Source organism: Chthonomonas sp. (genome assembly GCF_035294505.1).
GTDB lineage: Bacteria > Armatimonadota > Chthonomonadetes > Chthonomonadales > Chthonomonadaceae > Chthonomonas.
The window spans coordinates 1-15841 of sequence record NZ_DATGKU010000055.1; the positions used below are offsets into that span (position 1 = coordinate 1).

A 15841-nucleotide genomic window follows, 5' to 3' on the forward strand; every position below is an offset into this window, starting at 1 on the left:
ATTCAGATTGACAATTGAGTAAGCAATGCGATGACGAGGCCAGTAGGCACGAAGCTCTCGCTTCAGAGAGTCGCCGGGTGGTGCAAGGCGATGCAGAGGCGTGCTGAAACTCCCCTCCGAGCAGAAACGCTGAACCGTGCCGTAGGGCACACAGTAGGCTTTCCGGTTAGCGCCCGATAGAGCGCCTTGAGTGATCGGCAGAATGCCCTTTGGCATTCGACGTGCGCATTGCGTTAATGCGTGCCGATATCAAGGGTGGTACCGCGTGAGCAGAGCCTCTCGTCCCTTGGGGATGAGAGGCTTTTTTGGATTAGGATGCACCGCAAGTGTGGAGGAGTGAAGAGAGATGCAACTGTCAGGAGCACAGATTTTACTGGAGTGCTTGAAGAAAGAAGGGGTTACCCATATCTTTGGCTATCCGGGAGGGGCTGTACTGCCCATCTACGATGCCATCTTCGACTGTAAAGAGATCGAACATGTGCTGGTAAGACACGAACAGGGGGCGGCTCATATGGCCGATGGCTATGCCCGTTCGAGCGGAAAGGTGGGGGTTTGCCTCGCGACCAGCGGCCCCGGCGCGACCAATTTGGTGACCGGAATCGCCACGGCCTACATGGATTCTATTCCTATCGTCGCCATTACCGGCCAGGTACGCACCTCTGCCATCGGCAAAGATGCCTTCCAAGAGGCCGACATTACCGGCATTACGATGCCCATCACCAAACATAACTTCTTGGTGAAGCGGGTCGAAGACCTGGCGGAAGCCATTGCCGAGGCCTTCTACATCGCCCGCACGGGGCGCCCCGGCCCTACGCTCGTGGATATTCCACTCGATGTGAGTAAGGCCGTCACCGAGTTCGATCCGGATGACTATCCTCGCCTGGTCTCTATTCCTTCGTACAAGCCGATCGGCCCCCATACGCGGGTGCCGGAGATGCAACTGCGAAAAGCGGCTCAGCTCATCGCGGAAGCGGAGCGCCCCGTGCTCTATGTTGGTGGAGGTGCGGTCGCCTCGGGGGCACAGGCGGAAGTAACGGCCCTGGCCGAAAAAACCAATATCCTTGTGACCACCACGTTGATGGGCAAGGGCGCCATAGACGAGACCCATCCGCTTTGCATCGGTATGCTGGGCATGCACGGCACAGCCTATGCCAACCACGCCGTCAACAACGCCGATTTGCTCATTGCCATAGGTGCCCGCTTCGATGACCGCGTTACCGGCAACGTAGACAAGTTTGCCGTGGGTGCACGCATCATCCATATTGATATAGACCCGGCCGAGATCGGAAAGGTGAAAACCCCCGATGTGCCCATCGTAGGCGATGTAAAAACCGTGCTTACCGAGCTGCTACGCCATGTGAAGCCTCGGCCATGGAGCGCCTGGAACGACACCATCATGCAGTGGAAAAAGATGTTCCCCCTGGTCTACCCCAACGATGGCAAGCTCTACGCCGAGTACATCATCGAGCAGATCAACGTGCTCTTCGACTACGATGCCATCATGACGACCGATGTGGGGCAACATCAGATGTGGGCGGCGCAGTACTTTAAATGTCGCAGACCTCGCCAATGGGTAACTTCGGGCGGATTGGGTACCATGGGCTTCGGGCTTCCTGCCGCTATCGGAGCGCAGTTTGCCAATCCGAACAAGCGGGTAGTGTGCCTCTCCGGCGACGGCTCCTTCCAGATGTGCAACCAAGAGCTGATGACGGCCACAGTCTATCGTTTGCCTATTATCACGGTGGTGGTCAACAACAAGTCGCTGGGCATGGTGCGCCAGTGGCAGGAGATGTTCTACGATGAGCGCTACAGCGCAGTAGACCTTGAGGCCTCGCCCGATCTGGTGAAACTCGCCGAGGCCTACGGTGGGGTGGGAATGCGCGTAACGCAAAAGGAGGAATTGCTACCCGCTTTGGAGAAAGCAAAAGCGGTTACCGATCGTCCTGTCGTCATTGACTGTGTGATCCCGACGTCGGAGAACGTCTACCCGATGATTCCGTCAGGCCAGTCCATTGAAGAGATGATGCTGAGGAAAGACCTCGAGCAACTTAAGGCGAGCGTCCATGCCGACTCGGAGGACTGGTCGTTCTCGGAGGAGGATCGGGTGCTTTCTCAGTATCTTCAGGTGGCCAAAACCGCACCGTCTGACGATAAGGAGCGCTAAAGGAAAGAACGACATGGGGCGGCGGGCCGTGTCGCCGCCCCGCCTCGAGGTGGTTTATGCAAAACATTGACCAGATCGCACCCGATGAGCTTTGGCACTACTACCAGCGTGGCTATCACTGCATGGTACGAAACGGGTTTTTCTTCCGTCAAGTGCTGCGGCCTGCCCTCTCGCATGTCTTTTTCCAGCGGGCTGTGCCTATCTTTATCGAGTATGCACGCGCCAACCACGGCATGGGGGAACTGCCTCCAAGCTTTGCCGAACAGTTGCAGTCGTGCCCGCTCTCTCCGCGCGACCTTTTGCATCTCGACTATGCCATCAGTCTGGGCATGGCGGAAGAGCAGATCGAAGCCCTGAAAAGAGCGGTCAACCCCAACGGCCCCGTCATGGAGTGGCCCGGCCCTCCTATCTTTGGGGCTTTCATCGCCGTGGACATGCCCAACGACATGGAAAAATGGCTCTTTTCTGATGACGACGATACGGAGGAGGAGTTGGAGGACGACGACGATTTCGATGATGATGACGACGACAAGTCACCGCCTACCCGTTTCGATCTGTAGAGGTGCATCGAATTCGTATCGTTCAGAAAGAAAGGATGGATTTAATAGTGAGTAACGGGATTCTTGCACAATTGCAGCAGTATCACACCATCACCGTGCTGGTGGAGAACCATCCGGGCGTGCTGGCCCGAGTGGCAAGTCTGTTCGCCCGACGCGGTTTCAATATCGAGTCTTTGGCGGTTTCGGTGACCGATCGCCCCGAGATCTCGCGTATGACTATCGTGGTGGAGGGCGACCATAGGGTGTTGGAGCAGATCACCAAGCAGCTCAACAAGCTCGTTGAGGTGATCAAAGTGGTCGAGTACACCGAAACGGCCGCCGTTGAGCGGGAGCTGGCACTGATCAAGGTGAATGCAGAACCGAAAGACCGTGGCGAGATCATGCAGATCGTCGAGATTTTCCGAGGCCGCATCATTGACATGAGCGAAAAGACGTTCATTGTTGAGGTCACCGGCAGCACGGAGAAGCTCGATAAGATCGTGCAGCTGCTGAATACCTACGGCATTCGCGAGATGGTCCGCACTGGAATTATCGCTATGGCAAGGGGGGCTAAAACGGCAGCTCGCTCCGGTCGGGACGGGATAGATTAGGCAAAGCCCATGTTGCACGAGCTGATCGGCCTTGGGGAGTTTACCAAACTGTGCATTGGAGGCGCTGTTGCTACGCCGATCATCGCCCTAGCCTGGGCTTTAGCAAAGCCTCGACATCGTTATCAGGCTGTTCTTTTGGCGCTGCTAGGCCCGGCTAACCTTGCTCTGTGGGAAATCTACAATCGTATAACGGATCATTTCGGGCTAGACACGGTGCGCAATCTCATCATCAATGTCGGGCTGTTTGTGGGGCTTGGGGTGCTGGGCGGCATTGGCTCTGGGCTGTTTGAAAGCCGTTGGACCCGGGGCGAACGGCCCGCTGACCAGGGCGAGGAGGCCCATGGTGTAAGGCCATAAAAAGGAGGCAATAGATGACTTACCCGCCACCGGCGCGGGGCACAAACCCGCTTCTTTATATATTGGCCGCTTGCGGCGGTTGCGTTCTTCTGGTGGTTATAGGCATTTTCGGATTCGGCCTTTTCGTATCGCATAAATTCGGAGGTGCCTTCCAGCAGATGGCGGTTGTTGGCCGGTTTGGGACGGACCTGCAGCAGCACGATTACGAGAATGCCGTCGCTTTGCTCACGGGTTCGGCACGGCAGGAGTACTCTGTGAACGCGCTTCAGCAAAAAATGGAAGGGTTGGAGAAAAAGTACGGTGCTTTAGAGAGTTTTACATTAGACCCTCAACAGTTTCGGAATCAAAACCCATCTCAAACGCAGAACCCGCTTCAGCTGTCAGACTATCTCTGCGATCTGCAGTTTCAACGGGCCTTAGTTCATATGAAACTGCATTTCGACTCCTCCGATCCCCGCCATATTTCCGGCATTACGTGGGGCAGTGTGTATAAAAACACTTCAGAAACTCAGGAGGGAGCTAAAGAGCACACGAAGTGAAGAGGGAACTGCTTTAGAAGTGTTAGAGACCGTTTTTAATGAACAAATTTCAGTGTAAGGAGAGAAAGTTTTAGGATGCCTGCAACTATCTATTACGACAAAGATGCTGACCTCGCCACGCTGCGCGGCAAAAAGGTGGCCGTGATCGGCTATGGCAGTCAGGGGCATGCGCATGCCCTCAACCTGCGCGATTCTGGGGTAGACGTGGTGGTGGGGCTGCGCCCAGGTAAGTCGTGGCACGCCGCCGAAAGCGACGGGCACGTGGTGTTGCCCGTTGCCGAGGCCGCCGAACAGGCCGACATCATCATGATCCTGGTCAACGACGAGTATCAAGCGGCCCTCTATAAGGAGGCAATCGAGCCGCATCTCAAGCCCGGCAACGCCATCGCCTTCGGGCATGGGTTCAACATCCACTTTGGGCAGATCGTGCCGCCTGCCGATGTAGATGTGTTTATGGTGGCACCAAAGGGGCCGGGGCATCTGGTTCGGCGCGTATTTACCGAGGGCAAAGGGGTGCCATGTCTTATCGCTATTCACCAAAACCCTACCGGAAACGCCAAAAATATCGCCCTGGCCTATGCGAAAGCGATCGGAGGAACGCGCGCCGGCGTTATCGAGACGACCTTTAAAGAGGAGACCGAAACCGATCTGTTTGGCGAGCAGGCGGTGCTGTGCGGAGGTGCCACGGCCCTGGTGAAAGCCGGCTTTGAGACGCTTGTGGAGGCCGGCTATCAGCCTGAAATCGCCTACTTCGAGTGTTTGCACGAGCTGAAGCTCATCGTAGACCTCATGTATGAGGCCGGGATCGCCGGAATGCGCTACTCCATTTCCGACACAGCCCAATACGGAGATATGACGCGCGGGCCGCGCCTTATTGACGACCATGTGCGCGCTACCATGCGCGAGATTCTCCAACAGATTCAGAGCGGGGAGTTCGCAAGAGAGTGGATTCTGGAGAACCGAGCCGGACGACCGGTCTTCCGCGCTCTGGATCAGCGCGACCGCAACCACGCTATCGAGCAGGTTGGGCGACAGCTGCGTGCCATGATGAGCTGGGTTCAGCAAAGTGGTGTGCAGACCAACGTATCGTCGCAACAGCAGGAAGAGCAACCGCAGACGATCTCTGCGACGGGTGAGCGCATCGGTCGTCTGGAATGGGAGAAGAAGTAGTTGTTTTGGCAACATCCGCCCTTACTCGGGGCGGTTGAATGACCTCCTCATGGGCAAAACGGTAATGAGGAGTTTCGCAAAGGAGCAAAAGCACCTATGGCAACACGAATCTATATCTTTGATACCACACTGCGCGATGGGGAGCAGTCGCCTGGCGCATCCCTCAATGTCGCCGAAAAGCTGGAGATAGCAAAGCAACTCGAGCGCCTCGGTGTGGACGTGATCGAGGCGGGCTTTCCCATCTCCTCGCCGGGCGATTTTCAGGCCGTGCAGGAGATAAGCCGTACCGTGCGGGGATGCATTATCTGTGGCCTTACCCGCGCGGTAGAGAAGGACATTGATGTTGCGGCGGAGGCGCTACGTGAGGCGGCACATCCGCGCATCCATACCGGCCTTGGCGTCTCGGATATTCACCTGAAATATAAACTGCGGATGAGCCGAGAAGCCGCCATGGAGCGAGGTGTGCAGGCTGTGCGATACGCACGTCGTTACGTGGCCGAGGTCGAATACTTTTTGGAGGACTCGGGCCGAGCCGATAAAGACTATCTTTGTAGGGTGATCGAGGCCGTTATTGACGCGGGGGCGAGCGTCATCAATATCCCCGATACAACCGGCTACTCGACTCCGGAGGAGTACGGCGAGCTGATCCGCTATGTTATGGAGCACGTGCCCAACATCGACAAGGCCATTGTTAGCGTTCACTGCCATGATGATCTCGGTTTGGCCGTTGCGAACTCTCTTGCCGGAGTTCAAAACGGTGCACGGCAGGTCGAATGCACCATTAACGGCATCGGGGAACGTGCCGGCAACACCTCGCTTGAAGAGGTGGTGATGGCTATAAAAGTGCGCGCCGACCGCTACCCCTTTGAAACGGGTATCGTGACGCAGGAATTGTATAAAACCAGCCGAATGGTGAGTACGGCTACCGGTATACTTGTGCAGCCGAACAAGGCTATCGTGGGTGCCAACGCTTTTGCACACTCCAGCGGCATTCACCAGGACGGCGTGTTGAAGGAGCGTACCACCTATGAGATCATCAATCCCAGCGATGTGGGCATTCATGAGAGCAAGATCATTCTCACCGCTCGATCCGGGCGCCACGCTCTGCAGCATCGGTTGCGGGAGTTGGGCTATGAGTTCAATGAGGAGCAGATAGACCGCATCTATGCTCGTTTTCTGGAGTTGGCCGATCGTAAGAAACAGGTCTACGACGAAGACCTCGAGATTTTAGTAGCCAACGAAACGAGCATGCTCCATCGTACCTATGAGCTGCTACATGTGCAGGTGTCTTGCGGCGATAAGCTCATTCCTACCGCAACCGTGTCTATTCGTAACGAAGCGGGCGATGTGTTTACCGATTCCTGTCATGGCACGGGGCCGGTAGACGCGGTCTATCGAGCCATCAATCGGATCGTGAACGAGCCAAACGAGTTGATCGAGTTCAGCGTTCAGGCAGTAACGCAGGGCATTGATGCCTTGGCCGATGTAACCATTCGCATACGCCGTGACAACGATATCTACACCGGACGCGGAGCCGATAGCGACATTGTGGTGGCGAGCGCAAAGGCCTACATGCACGCGCTCAATAAGTTGGTTGACCGAGCCTCACACGCGAGCCGTAAAGAGGGTGTTCTTCAACATCCCTAAACCGGCGTTCCTGTGAGGTTTAGGGCGGAATAGGGAAGAGGGGGTCTTTCCTATTCCCTTTCTTTTTAACCGTATGGATGCAAATAACGGTTTCTCTTTCAGAAACCTATAGGAGGCGACGAATGACCGGCAACCCCGAACCCGGCGGCCAACCCACGCTGCGCGAGCAGCTGGAGGTGGCAGGGCATCAGCTCGAGGAGAAGGTAAAGGAGCTGCTGCATGAAGGAAATGTACAGCACCTGATCATCAAGCACGAGGGGCAGACCATTCTCGAAATTCCGGTGGGCCTTGGCATCGCGGCGGCGGTGCTAGCCCCTGTGTTGGCCGCTGTGGCAGCCGTAGGCGCCCTGCTAACGCGTTGTACCGTTGAGGTGGTGCGCAAAGGCGAATAGGCCTTTAGAAGCGGGCAAAACGAAACTTGATGAGCGTCCATATCGCAATAACGCCGTCGGTCCACCGAATCTTTTTGCCCTGTGCGATGGTTCTGGCCTGATAGCGAATGGGCACCTCCACGATGCTGTGGTGGCGTCGGATGAGTTTGGCTGTGACCTCCGGGCAGAATTCGAATCGGCGGCAAGTCAGTGGCAGCGAACGGAGCACCTCGGTGCGAAAGGCTTTATAGCAGGTGGCCTCATCGGTGAGAGGGGTGCGATAAAAGCAGCGCACCATCCAGGCGAGCAGGCGGTTGATGAGCCGATTGGCGAAGCGCATTTTGGGCATGCCGTGGGTGAAGCGTGAGCCGTAAACGGCGCTGACGTTGGGGTCGGAAAAGGCTTTAAGGATGACTAGATAATCTTGGGGATCGTACTCGAGATCGCCATCCTGAATGATGCAGAACTCGCCTTGAGCATAAGGCAGAGCGGTGCGAATGGCGGCGCCTTTGCCCTGATTGCGTTCATGATAGAACACCCGAACATGGGGAATTTTGCCATCAACTTCCGTTTGTAACAGCTCACGGGTGCCGTCGGTTGAGCCGTCATCCACGATTAGGATCTCCTTTTCGATAGGCACGGCAAGCACCCGGTCGAGCAGCGCGAGCAGCGTTCCCTGTTCGTTCATCACGGGCATCAGCACGCTGAGCACGTAGCGTGTTTGCGCAGGAGTGACTTGGGCAACGGTGCCAAGCTCCTGAGCGTTTCCATTCGATGGTCTCATACAGTTGCTCCTTTGCCATTATACGTGTTTTGTGAGCATCGAGTCGCGTTACAAAATGCCGAAAAATGCGTCAAAGCTTATGGTATTCTTATACTACGAAACATAAGTTTAGGATGGAGGAGCGATGCTACCGAAGCAGACGTTTGCTTATGGGATGGGGCTCACAGCCCTCTTTTTGATGAGCAACCCCGCTTATACACAAACCTCTTCGTTCGGGGGCTATAAGGCGCCGCCGGGAGTCTACCGCACAAGCTGGGTAGGCAATACATTCGGAGGGAACGGAGGGGACAACGGTTTCGGCTATTGGGTACAAGATGGTGTCGCTAAGTTGGCCGTCAGCCCAGATGGAACCGCTTTTTGCGGGGTTGAATGGGATGAGGCCGGGCGTTGTGTGGGCCTTTACAAGGATGGCCAAGTCAACCGGGTGCTCTTGAAAGAGGGTGGAAAAGAGACGGCGTGGGGGTGGGGCACAGCCAATAGAGCACTGGCCATTTGGCAAGATACGATTTATGTGGCTAATGAAGGCAAGAAACTTCTTCGGTTTCGCTGGCATCCGGGCGCAATAAACTCGGCGGTGTTTGTAGATGAAACCGATCTCCCTGCGAAGGCGGTTGCCGTAGCTGCTAACCACAAATGGATTGTGGTGGCCTATCCCAACTCCATGGAGTTGCGCCGTGCGACGGATATGCAGGTGATACGTCGCTTCCCCTGGCAAGGTGTGAAAGATGTGGCTCTGTCGGCAGACGGTGGTCTTTGGGTGCTGGCCGGCAAGCGCGTTCAACACGTCTCTTTGGCCGGACAAGAGCTTCCCGGAACGATCTCTAATCTTCAAGACCCAACGGCCATCGCTCTCTCCAATCACAACCCCAATCAGCTCCTTATTTGCGATAACGGCCCCCGACAGCAGGTGCTGTTTTATGACCTTAAACCCCATCCTCATCTCGTTAAAGCCTTTGGCGCCTATGGCGGCTTGATGTCTGGACAGCCGGGAGAGGTAAAGCCGAACAAGCTTTTCGGTTTACGCGGCGCCAACACCGACGATGCCGGCAACCTCTATGTGGCCATGAGCTTTGGAAACGGCCCTAATGGCCACTGTCTCTTACGCTGCTTTGCACCAAGCGGTACCTTGAAGTGGCAGGTGATGAACTTTTCCTTTGTGGATACGTTCGGCTTTGATCCAGACTCCGACGGCAGCTTGGTGTACAGTCGTGACGCCATTTTTCGGCTCGATCTCAGCAAGCAAAAGCCTGGGAGCGAATGGGAGTTGAAGGCGATCAGTGTGCCCTATCCGAAGGAGCAGAACTCAGATCGCTTGCGGTACGGGCAGTCGGCCATTGTACGAGATTTACAGGGCCGGCGTCTGTTGTATCTCATAGGGCAGTATGCCGGCGGTTTTCTCATATACGCCTTTCGCGGAAATATTGCTTATGAGGTAGGAAAAGTAGGTAGAAACGATAGTTGGGCCTGGTATGTGGACGCACAGGGCAATATCTGGAATGGCGATGGGCCAAATCGGAGCATCTTATGTTATCGCTTTTTAGGGTGGGATTCGCAAGGAAAACCGCGCTATGATTGGAACCATCCTGAGACCTGGCCATGGCCTAACGATTTTGAGCTTGTGCGACGCATCATCTACAATGCCGACTCCGATACGCTCTATCTTTTCGGATATCTCAGGGGCGAAACCATCGACTCGTGGGGAGTTGTTGGTCATACCGCACGACGCTACGATGGATGGCGTGCGGGAGCACCTAAAATTCGTTGGACGATTCAATTGCCGGTAAATCCGCATGGGAACGATCAGGGGCAGCCTCTTACACCGCAGTCGGTGGACGTTGCCGGAGACTATCTGTTTGTCGGTATGGTAAAGCCGGACGATAATCGGCAGTACACGCATATTTTTCGGCTCTCCGACGGCAGCTATGTCGGCTCGTTATTTCCCGGCCCTGAAGTGGGAGGAAACGCCGGTTGGCAGGATATGCCTTATGCGATTCAGGCCTTTCGGCGTAAAAACGGGGAGTATCTTGTGCTCGTCGAAGAGGACTGGCGAGGGAAGAACCTGCTTTATAGGTGGTGGCCTAAAGCGTCGTTGCAGGCAAATAGACGCTGAATGCATATCACCGCCGTTTTCCCCCAGCTGTGGGTTAGAGAAGGTGGCTCGCAGCAGAGATGGATAGTGGATTTGGCAAGGTGCCTCAGTCTGTGATATAATACGATGTATATAAAGCTAAACAAGGGAGTTTTCCTCTGATGTTAAAACCACACGGCGTTCGGCTGCTTCTTTTGGTCACAGTCGGTTTCGTTATGACGAGGATCACCATTGCCGACCCGCCCCAACCGTTCCACGCACCGCCAGGAGACTACATCACGAGTTGGGTGGGAAACACTTTTGGTGGGAGCGGCGGCCCAAACGGCTTTGGATACTGGGTGCAGGAGGGGGTCTCCAAACTCGTTGTTACCCCCGATGGCACGGCCTTTTGCGGGGTAGCCTGGGACGAAGCCGGTCGCGATTTAGGCCTCTACAAAAACGGACAGGTCAACCGAGTGCTTTTACAGCAACCACACTACTCCACCTCTGGGTTTGGGCTTTCCAACACGGCCTTTGCCGTTTATGGTAGCCATATCTATGTGGCCAACACAGACGCTCAGCTTTTACGATTTACCTGGACGCCGGGAGACATCAACTCGGCAAAATATGTGGATTACGTAAAACTACCCGAGAAAAAAGAGGTTGTGGGACTAACTGCAAACAACGACTATGTGGTGTTAGCCTACAAGGACGGCATAATTGAGCTTCGGAAGGCGAACGATTTATCGGTTTTTCGTCAATTCTCTGTATCGGGGGTAAAAGATGTCACGTTTGTCCGCGATGGTACCCTATGGATGCTTGTCGGAGATCGCGTTCAGCATGTTGCCCTATCTGGGCAGATGCTTCCTGCTAGCATTACAGGTCTGCAAGACCCAACGGCCATCGCTCTCTCCAACCACAACCCCAATCAGCTCCTCGTTTGCGATAACGGCCCCCGACAGCAGGTGCTGTTTTATGACCTGAAACCCCATCCTCATCTCGTCAAAACCTTTGGCGCCTACGGAGGCTTGATGTCGGGGCAGCCGGGAGAGGTGCAGCCGAACAAGCTTTTCGGTTTACGCGGCGCCAACACCGACAATGCCGGCAACCTCTACGTGGCCATGAGCTTTGTGGGCGGGGCTTCGGGCCACTGTGTGCTGCGCTGCTTCGACCCTGCAGGAAAGATGAAATGGCAAGACATGAGCTTAGCTTTCGTAGATACTTTCGGCTTTGATCCGAATTCAGATGGCACGACGGTCTATAGTCGAGATGCCATTATGCGGCTCGACTTAAAAAAGCGGCAACCCGGAAGCGAATGGAGTCTGAAGGCTTTTACTGTTGTTTATCCCTCTTCTGCCCGCGACCCACGCGAAGACACCTACAGTGCTGCCAGTGTAGTCGTGCGCCACTTAGAGGGAAAAAGAGTACTTTATACGATTGGGCAGATGGGTGGGGGCTTCGACATCTACGCTTTCAACGATCCGACACATCCCTATATTCCACGCAAAGTAGGCACGACTCCACCTACAGATGGCACGTGGGCTTGGTATGTGGATGCGGTCGGCGGTATTTGGTGGGGTGATGCCCCTGGCCATACCATCCGTTACTACCCATTTCAAGGATGGAATGAGGACGGCGCCCCCCGTTATGATTGGAAGAACCCCCAAACCTGGCCCTGGCCTCAGGACTTCGACTCGGTAACACGTGTGATCTTTATCCCGAAATCCGATACCCTCTATCTCTTTGGCTATCTCAAGGGGCAAGATGTAGAAACCTGGGGTGTGATCGGGCCTACGGCACGCCGTTATGACGATTGGCTGAGCGGCAACCCAAAGATCGTCTGGACAAACACCCATCTCCCTACCGCGCCGGACTCTCAGGGCAAACCCATTACCGCCAAAATGGTTGATATTGCCGGTGACTATCTGTTTGTCGGTATGGTGTTTTCTTCGCCGGATGGCAATCACTACACGCACATTTTCCGGACTTCGGATGGAAGCTATGTAGGCTCGTTCGTGCCTGGCGACTCGGTGGGTGGAGGGGGTAATGTGGGTTGGTGCGATATGCCCTACGCGCTGCAAGCTTTCAAACGCTCCAATGGGGAGTATCTGGTGTTAGAAGAGGAGGACTGGCGGGGGAAGAACCTGCTATATAGGTGGTGGCCTAAAGCCGAAACGGAGACCATTACGCGCTAGACCTCTTTGAGGAGAGGGCGAGAAGAAACAGGTTTAAAGATGTGTCGAACGAGCCGGCACCGACTGTCTCTCCAGGGAGACGGACTGTCCCCTGCGGAGATGGGTTGGCAAAAATGGACGTTCAAAGACCCAATGAAACAGGTAGGAGCATACGAGGCACATTGGAATGCCGGTACCGAAAATAACGGCAAAATAGCGCCCTCCAGAAAGGCGAAGAACGCGACAGAGTTTATCTGCCAGGGCGAGAATAGGAAAGTGGACGAGGTATAGGCTGTAAGAAAACGTACCCAAAAGGACGGTGTAGCGCCAATGTAGAAGCTTTAGCGCTGCATTGTCGCTAAGCCCTTTTTGGATACGATTCGTTGCCTCCACAATAAAGCAGGCGGTTGCCAGCCCTAAAAGGAGATCGGTTGGCCATTCCCATCCGGTTCCCAGATGCCAGTGGCTAACGAGGAAAGGCCATAGGTAGGGACTATGCTGTAGATGCAGATAGGTGGCTATGGAGGGCGCGATCAACAGAAGGTAGGCGATACCGGCAAAGAAGAGGCAGAGTCTCCCCCAAGCTACCTTGTCGCGGAGAAGGCACATGTCATCGGTTTGCCAAAACCCTATAGCCGCTGCGGCCATGCCGAATGCGAAATCCCCGATGAGCCAAAAGTAGGTTCCACCAAAATGGAGATAGTAGCCGCCGAGGCCGATGATCCATGTGCAGAAAATGGTTGCCCAGAGGCCAAACCGTCGCCACATCGGCAAAAGGAGGAGGGGAAACCAGAAATAGATTTGCCATTCTACTGCGATGCTCCACATGGGCGGATCAATGGTGTAGTCCCAGCCGTGATGGTTGTGAATGAGCAGCAGATGTGAAACAATCGGTGCCCAACGGTTTATCGGGATCGCGGTATCCCAGAAGGCGTGGAAGGGGCGGTTCATGCCTGGCACGCAAAAGATAATGAGCAGTGCGAACGCGAGGGCAGCGTAGTAGGGCGGCAGAATACGACGTGCCCGTCTTTTCAGATAGTCTAGTACACCGTGCGGCATATGGCCATCAACTGTGCGCGCTACGGGCAGCATCAGCACGTAGCCGGAGAGGACGATGAAGACCACAACGGCTTCATGACCAAAGGTAAACAGGCTTTTGAAAAGAATCGCTAAGAAGGTAGCAAGTGGGGACGCCAGCCCAGCTCTAACGGCCTGAGGTGCGTAGTAGAAAGTGACGAAGGCATGGTGAAATACAACAAAGAGCGCAGCCAATCCCCTAAGTCCGTCAAGATATTCTAGACGGACTTTTGCCTGTCGCATCGGTATCCATCATGCTTATGCGCAGAAGAAGTCAACGCGCGACCTCCCTAGAGGCCGGGCAACGCCAGCATGCATGTGGCTAGAGGATGGTGAAGGTTGCCACCTCATCCGGCCCAAGCCAGTGGGCTTTATAAAGGGTTATATAGGCGCTCACCTGATCGTTGACGGCGTCAATGTTCACCAACAGATCGACCACATGGTTGGTGACATCTTGGCCGTTATAGAAGACCCTCGTGAACTCGAATGCAAAGGCAGGGTGCGTATTTTCGATCATCAGGCTATGCCCTGGGAAGTACATCTCGAGGCGTCCTGGGAACATGCCTACTCGTGCCGAAGGGTTATCCTGAGGAGCTACATAAGCATCTATCTCTCCGCCAAGACGTATCCCTCCTTGCGCCGGTTCCCCAAACTCGTTACGCCCTGCATGCAGCTCCACGTAGAGTTGTGAGGCGGGGAACTCCTCTCCGTTATTGAAGAGGGTGGTGGTGTCCCAATCGCCCTCGGTTTTAAAAACGAAATGGTTTAACATCGTTCCTCCTTTTCCGATGGGTGGAGTGCCCGCTAGTTTTGCGTCGTTGCGGGTGCAACCCCTACTTGTATTATATAATATTGGCGACCTTGTTGCTGCAATACGAAGCTAACCGCTACAGTATGCTCTTCCCCTTTACGGTCTTTATAGGTATGTGTACCGCTGACAAGGTAGATATGGGGCGCTCTCTGCTGTACCTGCTCAAGTTGGAATCGAATGGTTTTAGAAGCGCGAAAGGCATCTTGTGTCATGCTCAAATAGTCTGAGGCATCGAGGGAGTAGCTATATTTGCCGTTGAGGAACACTGCAACCCGTTCGTTACGGCGGAGGTGACGAGCGAGAAGGTCAAGATCGCTTTTTTGCCAGGCATTTTCGATGTCTCCGATGGCATTGCGTAGATTGATGTCGAGTTTCGGGTCGTTAGCCGAGTAGACGGGGCCACCTTTGCCCAAATAGTAATGATTAACATCACTGTTTTCGTTAGATTGAGACTCTTCAGTGCTGCGATTGGCTTCGTTGGCCGGAGGCACATAGTAGGCCGAAGGCGGTTGGATGGTGACTCCATAGAGGTCGAGATAGGGTGGACAGAGATCATAGTAGGTGCCATATAGAGAGGGAACGGTCAGCCCGTAGGCCCCGTAGGTGGAGTAGAAGGGATAGAAGGCAAGCCCACCCGGGAAGTAGGTATCGTACCAAGGGAGCACATAGACCGTAGTTGTGCTGGTACGAGAGAGTTGATTGCGATAAGAATAGCCTTCTAGGGTGCGGTTGAACCGGTCAAACGCGGTGGTAGGTGCCGGGTTAATAACGGTGGTGCCACGGAGCACGTTATCGTGTGTGTTCGTGGAAGGGGGGGAAGGAGGCGTTATCTGTGGCGGCCTAACCCGCAGTGGCGGGGTAGGAGGGCTTGGAGCACGCATAGGAGGCGGTGCAGGGGCAACGCGCGGTGGGGGGGCAGGGGCCATAGGGCGCGCACGACTTTGAGCTAGTGCGGAATGTAGTCCTAATGGAGAGAACCCTAGAACGAGGGCGCTTACCATCGTCCAAAAAAACGGTCTGTTTGAAGTGTTCATGGCTTTCTCCTCACTTCCTCAGGAGGTTGTTTGCCCTTTGGAAGTAGATGGGATAAAGACTTCCACTTTCCTTCTACGTGCTTTCTGTAAGAGGAATTCCGAGGGCATAAAGCCGGTGTGGTTTGGGGGACAGGAGGCGGTTCCATGGTAGGCTCCTGTTGCTTTTTGGTGACCTGATTACGTATAATACAGTTGGGCTTAACCGTCAAAAGAAAGGATTTGTTTATGAAAGAGGGTATCCATCCGGAATACAAGCCGGCTCGTGTGATATGCCAGTGTGGGAACACATTTGAGACTCGGTCTACCAAAGAGGTGCTTCGTGTGGAAATTTGCTCCGCATGTCATCCCTTCTTCACGGGCAAACAGAAGATCGTGGACACGGAAGGCCGAGTGGAGAAGTTCCTCCAGAAATATAAGATGAAGGCTTAGCTTATTAGCCGATGCAAAATCTCCAGCGCCTCTTCCCTGTAGCGAATACAGTGGGAGAGGCGTTCT

15 protein-coding genes and 1 other annotated feature are annotated in these 15841 nt (G+C 54.7%); of the genes, 11 read left to right on the forward strand and 4 right to left on the reverse strand.

Annotation, left to right across the window (positions count from 1 at the left end; translation table 11 throughout):
* Nucleotides 1-21 precede the first annotated feature (21 nt).
* Nucleotides 22-290: a binding site (T-box leader), on the forward strand.
* Nucleotides 291-346: 56 nt separating this feature from the next.
* The 8 genes from ilvB (at nt 347) to VKV18_RS02645 (ending at nt 7419) form a co-directional block, all read left to right on the forward strand.
* Complete coding sequence (gene ilvB / locus VKV18_RS02610; protein ID WP_324202674.1) at nt 347-2164, forward strand: biosynthetic-type acetolactate synthase large subunit; 1818 nt, start codon at nt 347-349, stop codon at nt 2162-2164.
* Nucleotides 2165-2220: 56 nt separating this feature from the next.
* Nucleotides 2221-2724, forward strand: coding sequence for a hypothetical protein (locus tag VKV18_RS02615; protein ID WP_324202675.1), 504 nt, complete (start codon nt 2221-2223; stop codon nt 2722-2724).
* 35 nt (nt 2725-2759) lie between these two features.
* A complete protein-coding gene (gene ilvN, locus VKV18_RS02620; protein WP_343217322.1) occupies nt 2760-3314 on the forward strand; it encodes an acetolactate synthase small subunit in 555 nt (184 codons plus the stop codon).
* A gap of 9 nt (nt 3315-3323) precedes the next feature.
* Nucleotides 3324-3671: a hypothetical protein gene (locus VKV18_RS02625; protein WP_324202676.1), complete on the forward strand. Its 348-nt coding sequence runs from the start codon at nt 3324-3326 to the stop codon at nt 3669-3671.
* 14 nt (nt 3672-3685) lie between these two features.
* Nucleotides 3686-4210 carry a hypothetical protein gene (locus tag VKV18_RS02630; protein WP_324202677.1) on the forward strand — a complete coding sequence of 175 codons (525 nt, stop codon included), beginning with the start codon at nt 3686-3688 and terminating at the stop codon, nt 4208-4210.
* A 75-nt stretch (nt 4211-4285) separates the two neighbouring features.
* Nucleotides 4286-5380, forward strand: a complete 1095-nt coding sequence (gene ilvC, locus VKV18_RS02635; RefSeq protein ID WP_324202678.1) for a ketol-acid reductoisomerase — start codon at nt 4286-4288, stop codon at nt 5378-5380.
* A 96-nt stretch (nt 5381-5476) separates the two neighbouring features.
* The gene (locus VKV18_RS02640; RefSeq protein ID WP_324202679.1) at nt 5477-7027 is read left to right on the forward strand and encodes a 2-isopropylmalate synthase; all 1551 of its coding nucleotides are present in this window, start codon (nt 5477-5479) and stop codon (nt 7025-7027) included.
* Between the two features lie 122 nt (nt 7028-7149).
* Nucleotides 7150-7419: a DUF4342 domain-containing protein gene (locus tag VKV18_RS02645; RefSeq protein WP_324202680.1), complete on the forward strand. Its 270-nt coding sequence runs from the start codon at nt 7150-7152 to the stop codon at nt 7417-7419.
* A 4-nt stretch (nt 7420-7423) separates the two neighbouring features.
* On the opposite strand, the gene VKV18_RS02650 is transcribed toward VKV18_RS02645, so the two are convergent.
* Nucleotides 7424-8182 carry a glycosyltransferase family 2 protein gene (locus VKV18_RS02650; RefSeq protein ID WP_324202681.1) on the reverse strand — a complete coding sequence of 253 codons (759 nt, stop codon included), beginning with the start codon at nt 8180-8182 and terminating at the stop codon, nt 7424-7426.
* 124 nt (nt 8183-8306) lie between these two features.
* Here VKV18_RS02650 and VKV18_RS02655 point away from each other — a divergent pair, with 124 nt between their 5' ends.
* Nucleotides 8307-10292 carry a hypothetical protein gene (locus VKV18_RS02655; protein WP_324202682.1) on the forward strand — a complete coding sequence of 662 codons (1986 nt, stop codon included), beginning with the start codon at nt 8307-8309 and terminating at the stop codon, nt 10290-10292.
* Between the two features lie 140 nt (nt 10293-10432).
* Nucleotides 10433-12445, forward strand: a complete 2013-nt coding sequence (locus VKV18_RS02660) for a hypothetical protein (RefSeq protein ID WP_324202683.1) — start codon at nt 10433-10435, stop codon at nt 12443-12445.
* 33 nt (nt 12446-12478) lie between these two features.
* Here VKV18_RS02660 and VKV18_RS02665 read toward each other — a convergent pair whose 3' ends face one another.
* From VKV18_RS02665 to VKV18_RS02675, 3 genes are all read right to left on the reverse strand, one after another.
* Nucleotides 12479-13744, reverse strand: coding sequence for an acyltransferase (locus tag VKV18_RS02665; protein ID WP_324202684.1), 1266 nt, complete (start codon nt 13742-13744; stop codon nt 12479-12481).
* A gap of 79 nt (nt 13745-13823) precedes the next feature.
* On the reverse strand, nt 13824-14273 hold the full coding sequence (locus VKV18_RS02670; RefSeq protein ID WP_324202685.1) for a hypothetical protein: 450 nt from the start codon (nt 14271-14273) through the stop codon (nt 13824-13826).
* Nucleotides 14274-14305: 32 nt separating this feature from the next.
* Nucleotides 14306-15346, reverse strand: coding sequence for a hypothetical protein (locus tag VKV18_RS02675; protein WP_324202686.1), 1041 nt, complete (start codon nt 15344-15346; stop codon nt 14306-14308).
* A 225-nt stretch (nt 15347-15571) separates the two neighbouring features.
* On the opposite strand from VKV18_RS02675, the gene rpmE reads away from it, so the two are divergent.
* Nucleotides 15572-15775 (forward strand): 50S ribosomal protein L31, encoded by a 204-nt coding sequence (gene rpmE / locus VKV18_RS02680; protein WP_016481411.1) that lies wholly within the window; start codon nt 15572-15574, stop codon nt 15773-15775.
* The last annotated feature ends 66 nt before the right edge of the window (nt 15776-15841 follow it).

Bases quoted from the DNA above. Each gene is read 5' to 3' on its own strand.
- ilvB (WP_324202674.1), top strand. From the start codon at position 347: ATGCAACTGTCAGGAGCACAGATTTTACTGGAGTGCTTGAAGAAAGAA.
- VKV18_RS02615 (WP_324202675.1), top strand. From the start codon at position 2,221: ATGCAAAACATTGACCAGATCGCACCCGATGAGCTTTGGCACTACTAC.
- ilvN (WP_343217322.1), top strand. From the start codon at position 2,760: ATGGATTTAATAGTGAGTAACGGGATTCTTGCACAATTGCAGCAGTAT.
- VKV18_RS02625 (WP_324202676.1), top strand. From the start codon at position 3,324: ATGTTGCACGAGCTGATCGGCCTTGGGGAGTTTACCAAACTGTGCATT.
- VKV18_RS02630 (WP_324202677.1), top strand. From the start codon at position 3,686: ATGACTTACCCGCCACCGGCGCGGGGCACAAACCCGCTTCTTTATATA.
- ilvC (WP_324202678.1), top strand. From the start codon at position 4,286: ATGCCTGCAACTATCTATTACGACAAAGATGCTGACCTCGCCACGCTG.
- VKV18_RS02640 (WP_324202679.1), top strand. From the start codon at position 5,477: ATGGCAACACGAATCTATATCTTTGATACCACACTGCGCGATGGGGAG.
- VKV18_RS02645 (WP_324202680.1), top strand. From the start codon at position 7,150: ATGACCGGCAACCCCGAACCCGGCGGCCAACCCACGCTGCGCGAGCAG.
- VKV18_RS02650 (WP_324202681.1), bottom strand. From the start codon at position 8,182: ATGAGACCATCGAATGGAAACGCTCAGGAGCTTGGCACCGTTGCCCAA.
- VKV18_RS02655 (WP_324202682.1), top strand. From the start codon at position 8,307: ATGCTACCGAAGCAGACGTTTGCTTATGGGATGGGGCTCACAGCCCTC.
- VKV18_RS02660 (WP_324202683.1), top strand. From the start codon at position 10,433: ATGTTAAAACCACACGGCGTTCGGCTGCTTCTTTTGGTCACAGTCGGT.
- VKV18_RS02665 (WP_324202684.1), bottom strand. From the start codon at position 13,744: ATGCGACAGGCAAAAGTCCGTCTAGAATATCTTGACGGACTTAGGGGA.
- VKV18_RS02670 (WP_324202685.1), bottom strand. From the start codon at position 14,273: ATGTTAAACCATTTCGTTTTTAAAACCGAGGGCGATTGGGACACCACC.
- VKV18_RS02675 (WP_324202686.1), bottom strand. From the start codon at position 15,346: ATGAACACTTCAAACAGACCGTTTTTTTGGACGATGGTAAGCGCCCTC.
- rpmE (WP_016481411.1), top strand. From the start codon at position 15,572: ATGAAAGAGGGTATCCATCCGGAATACAAGCCGGCTCGTGTGATATGC.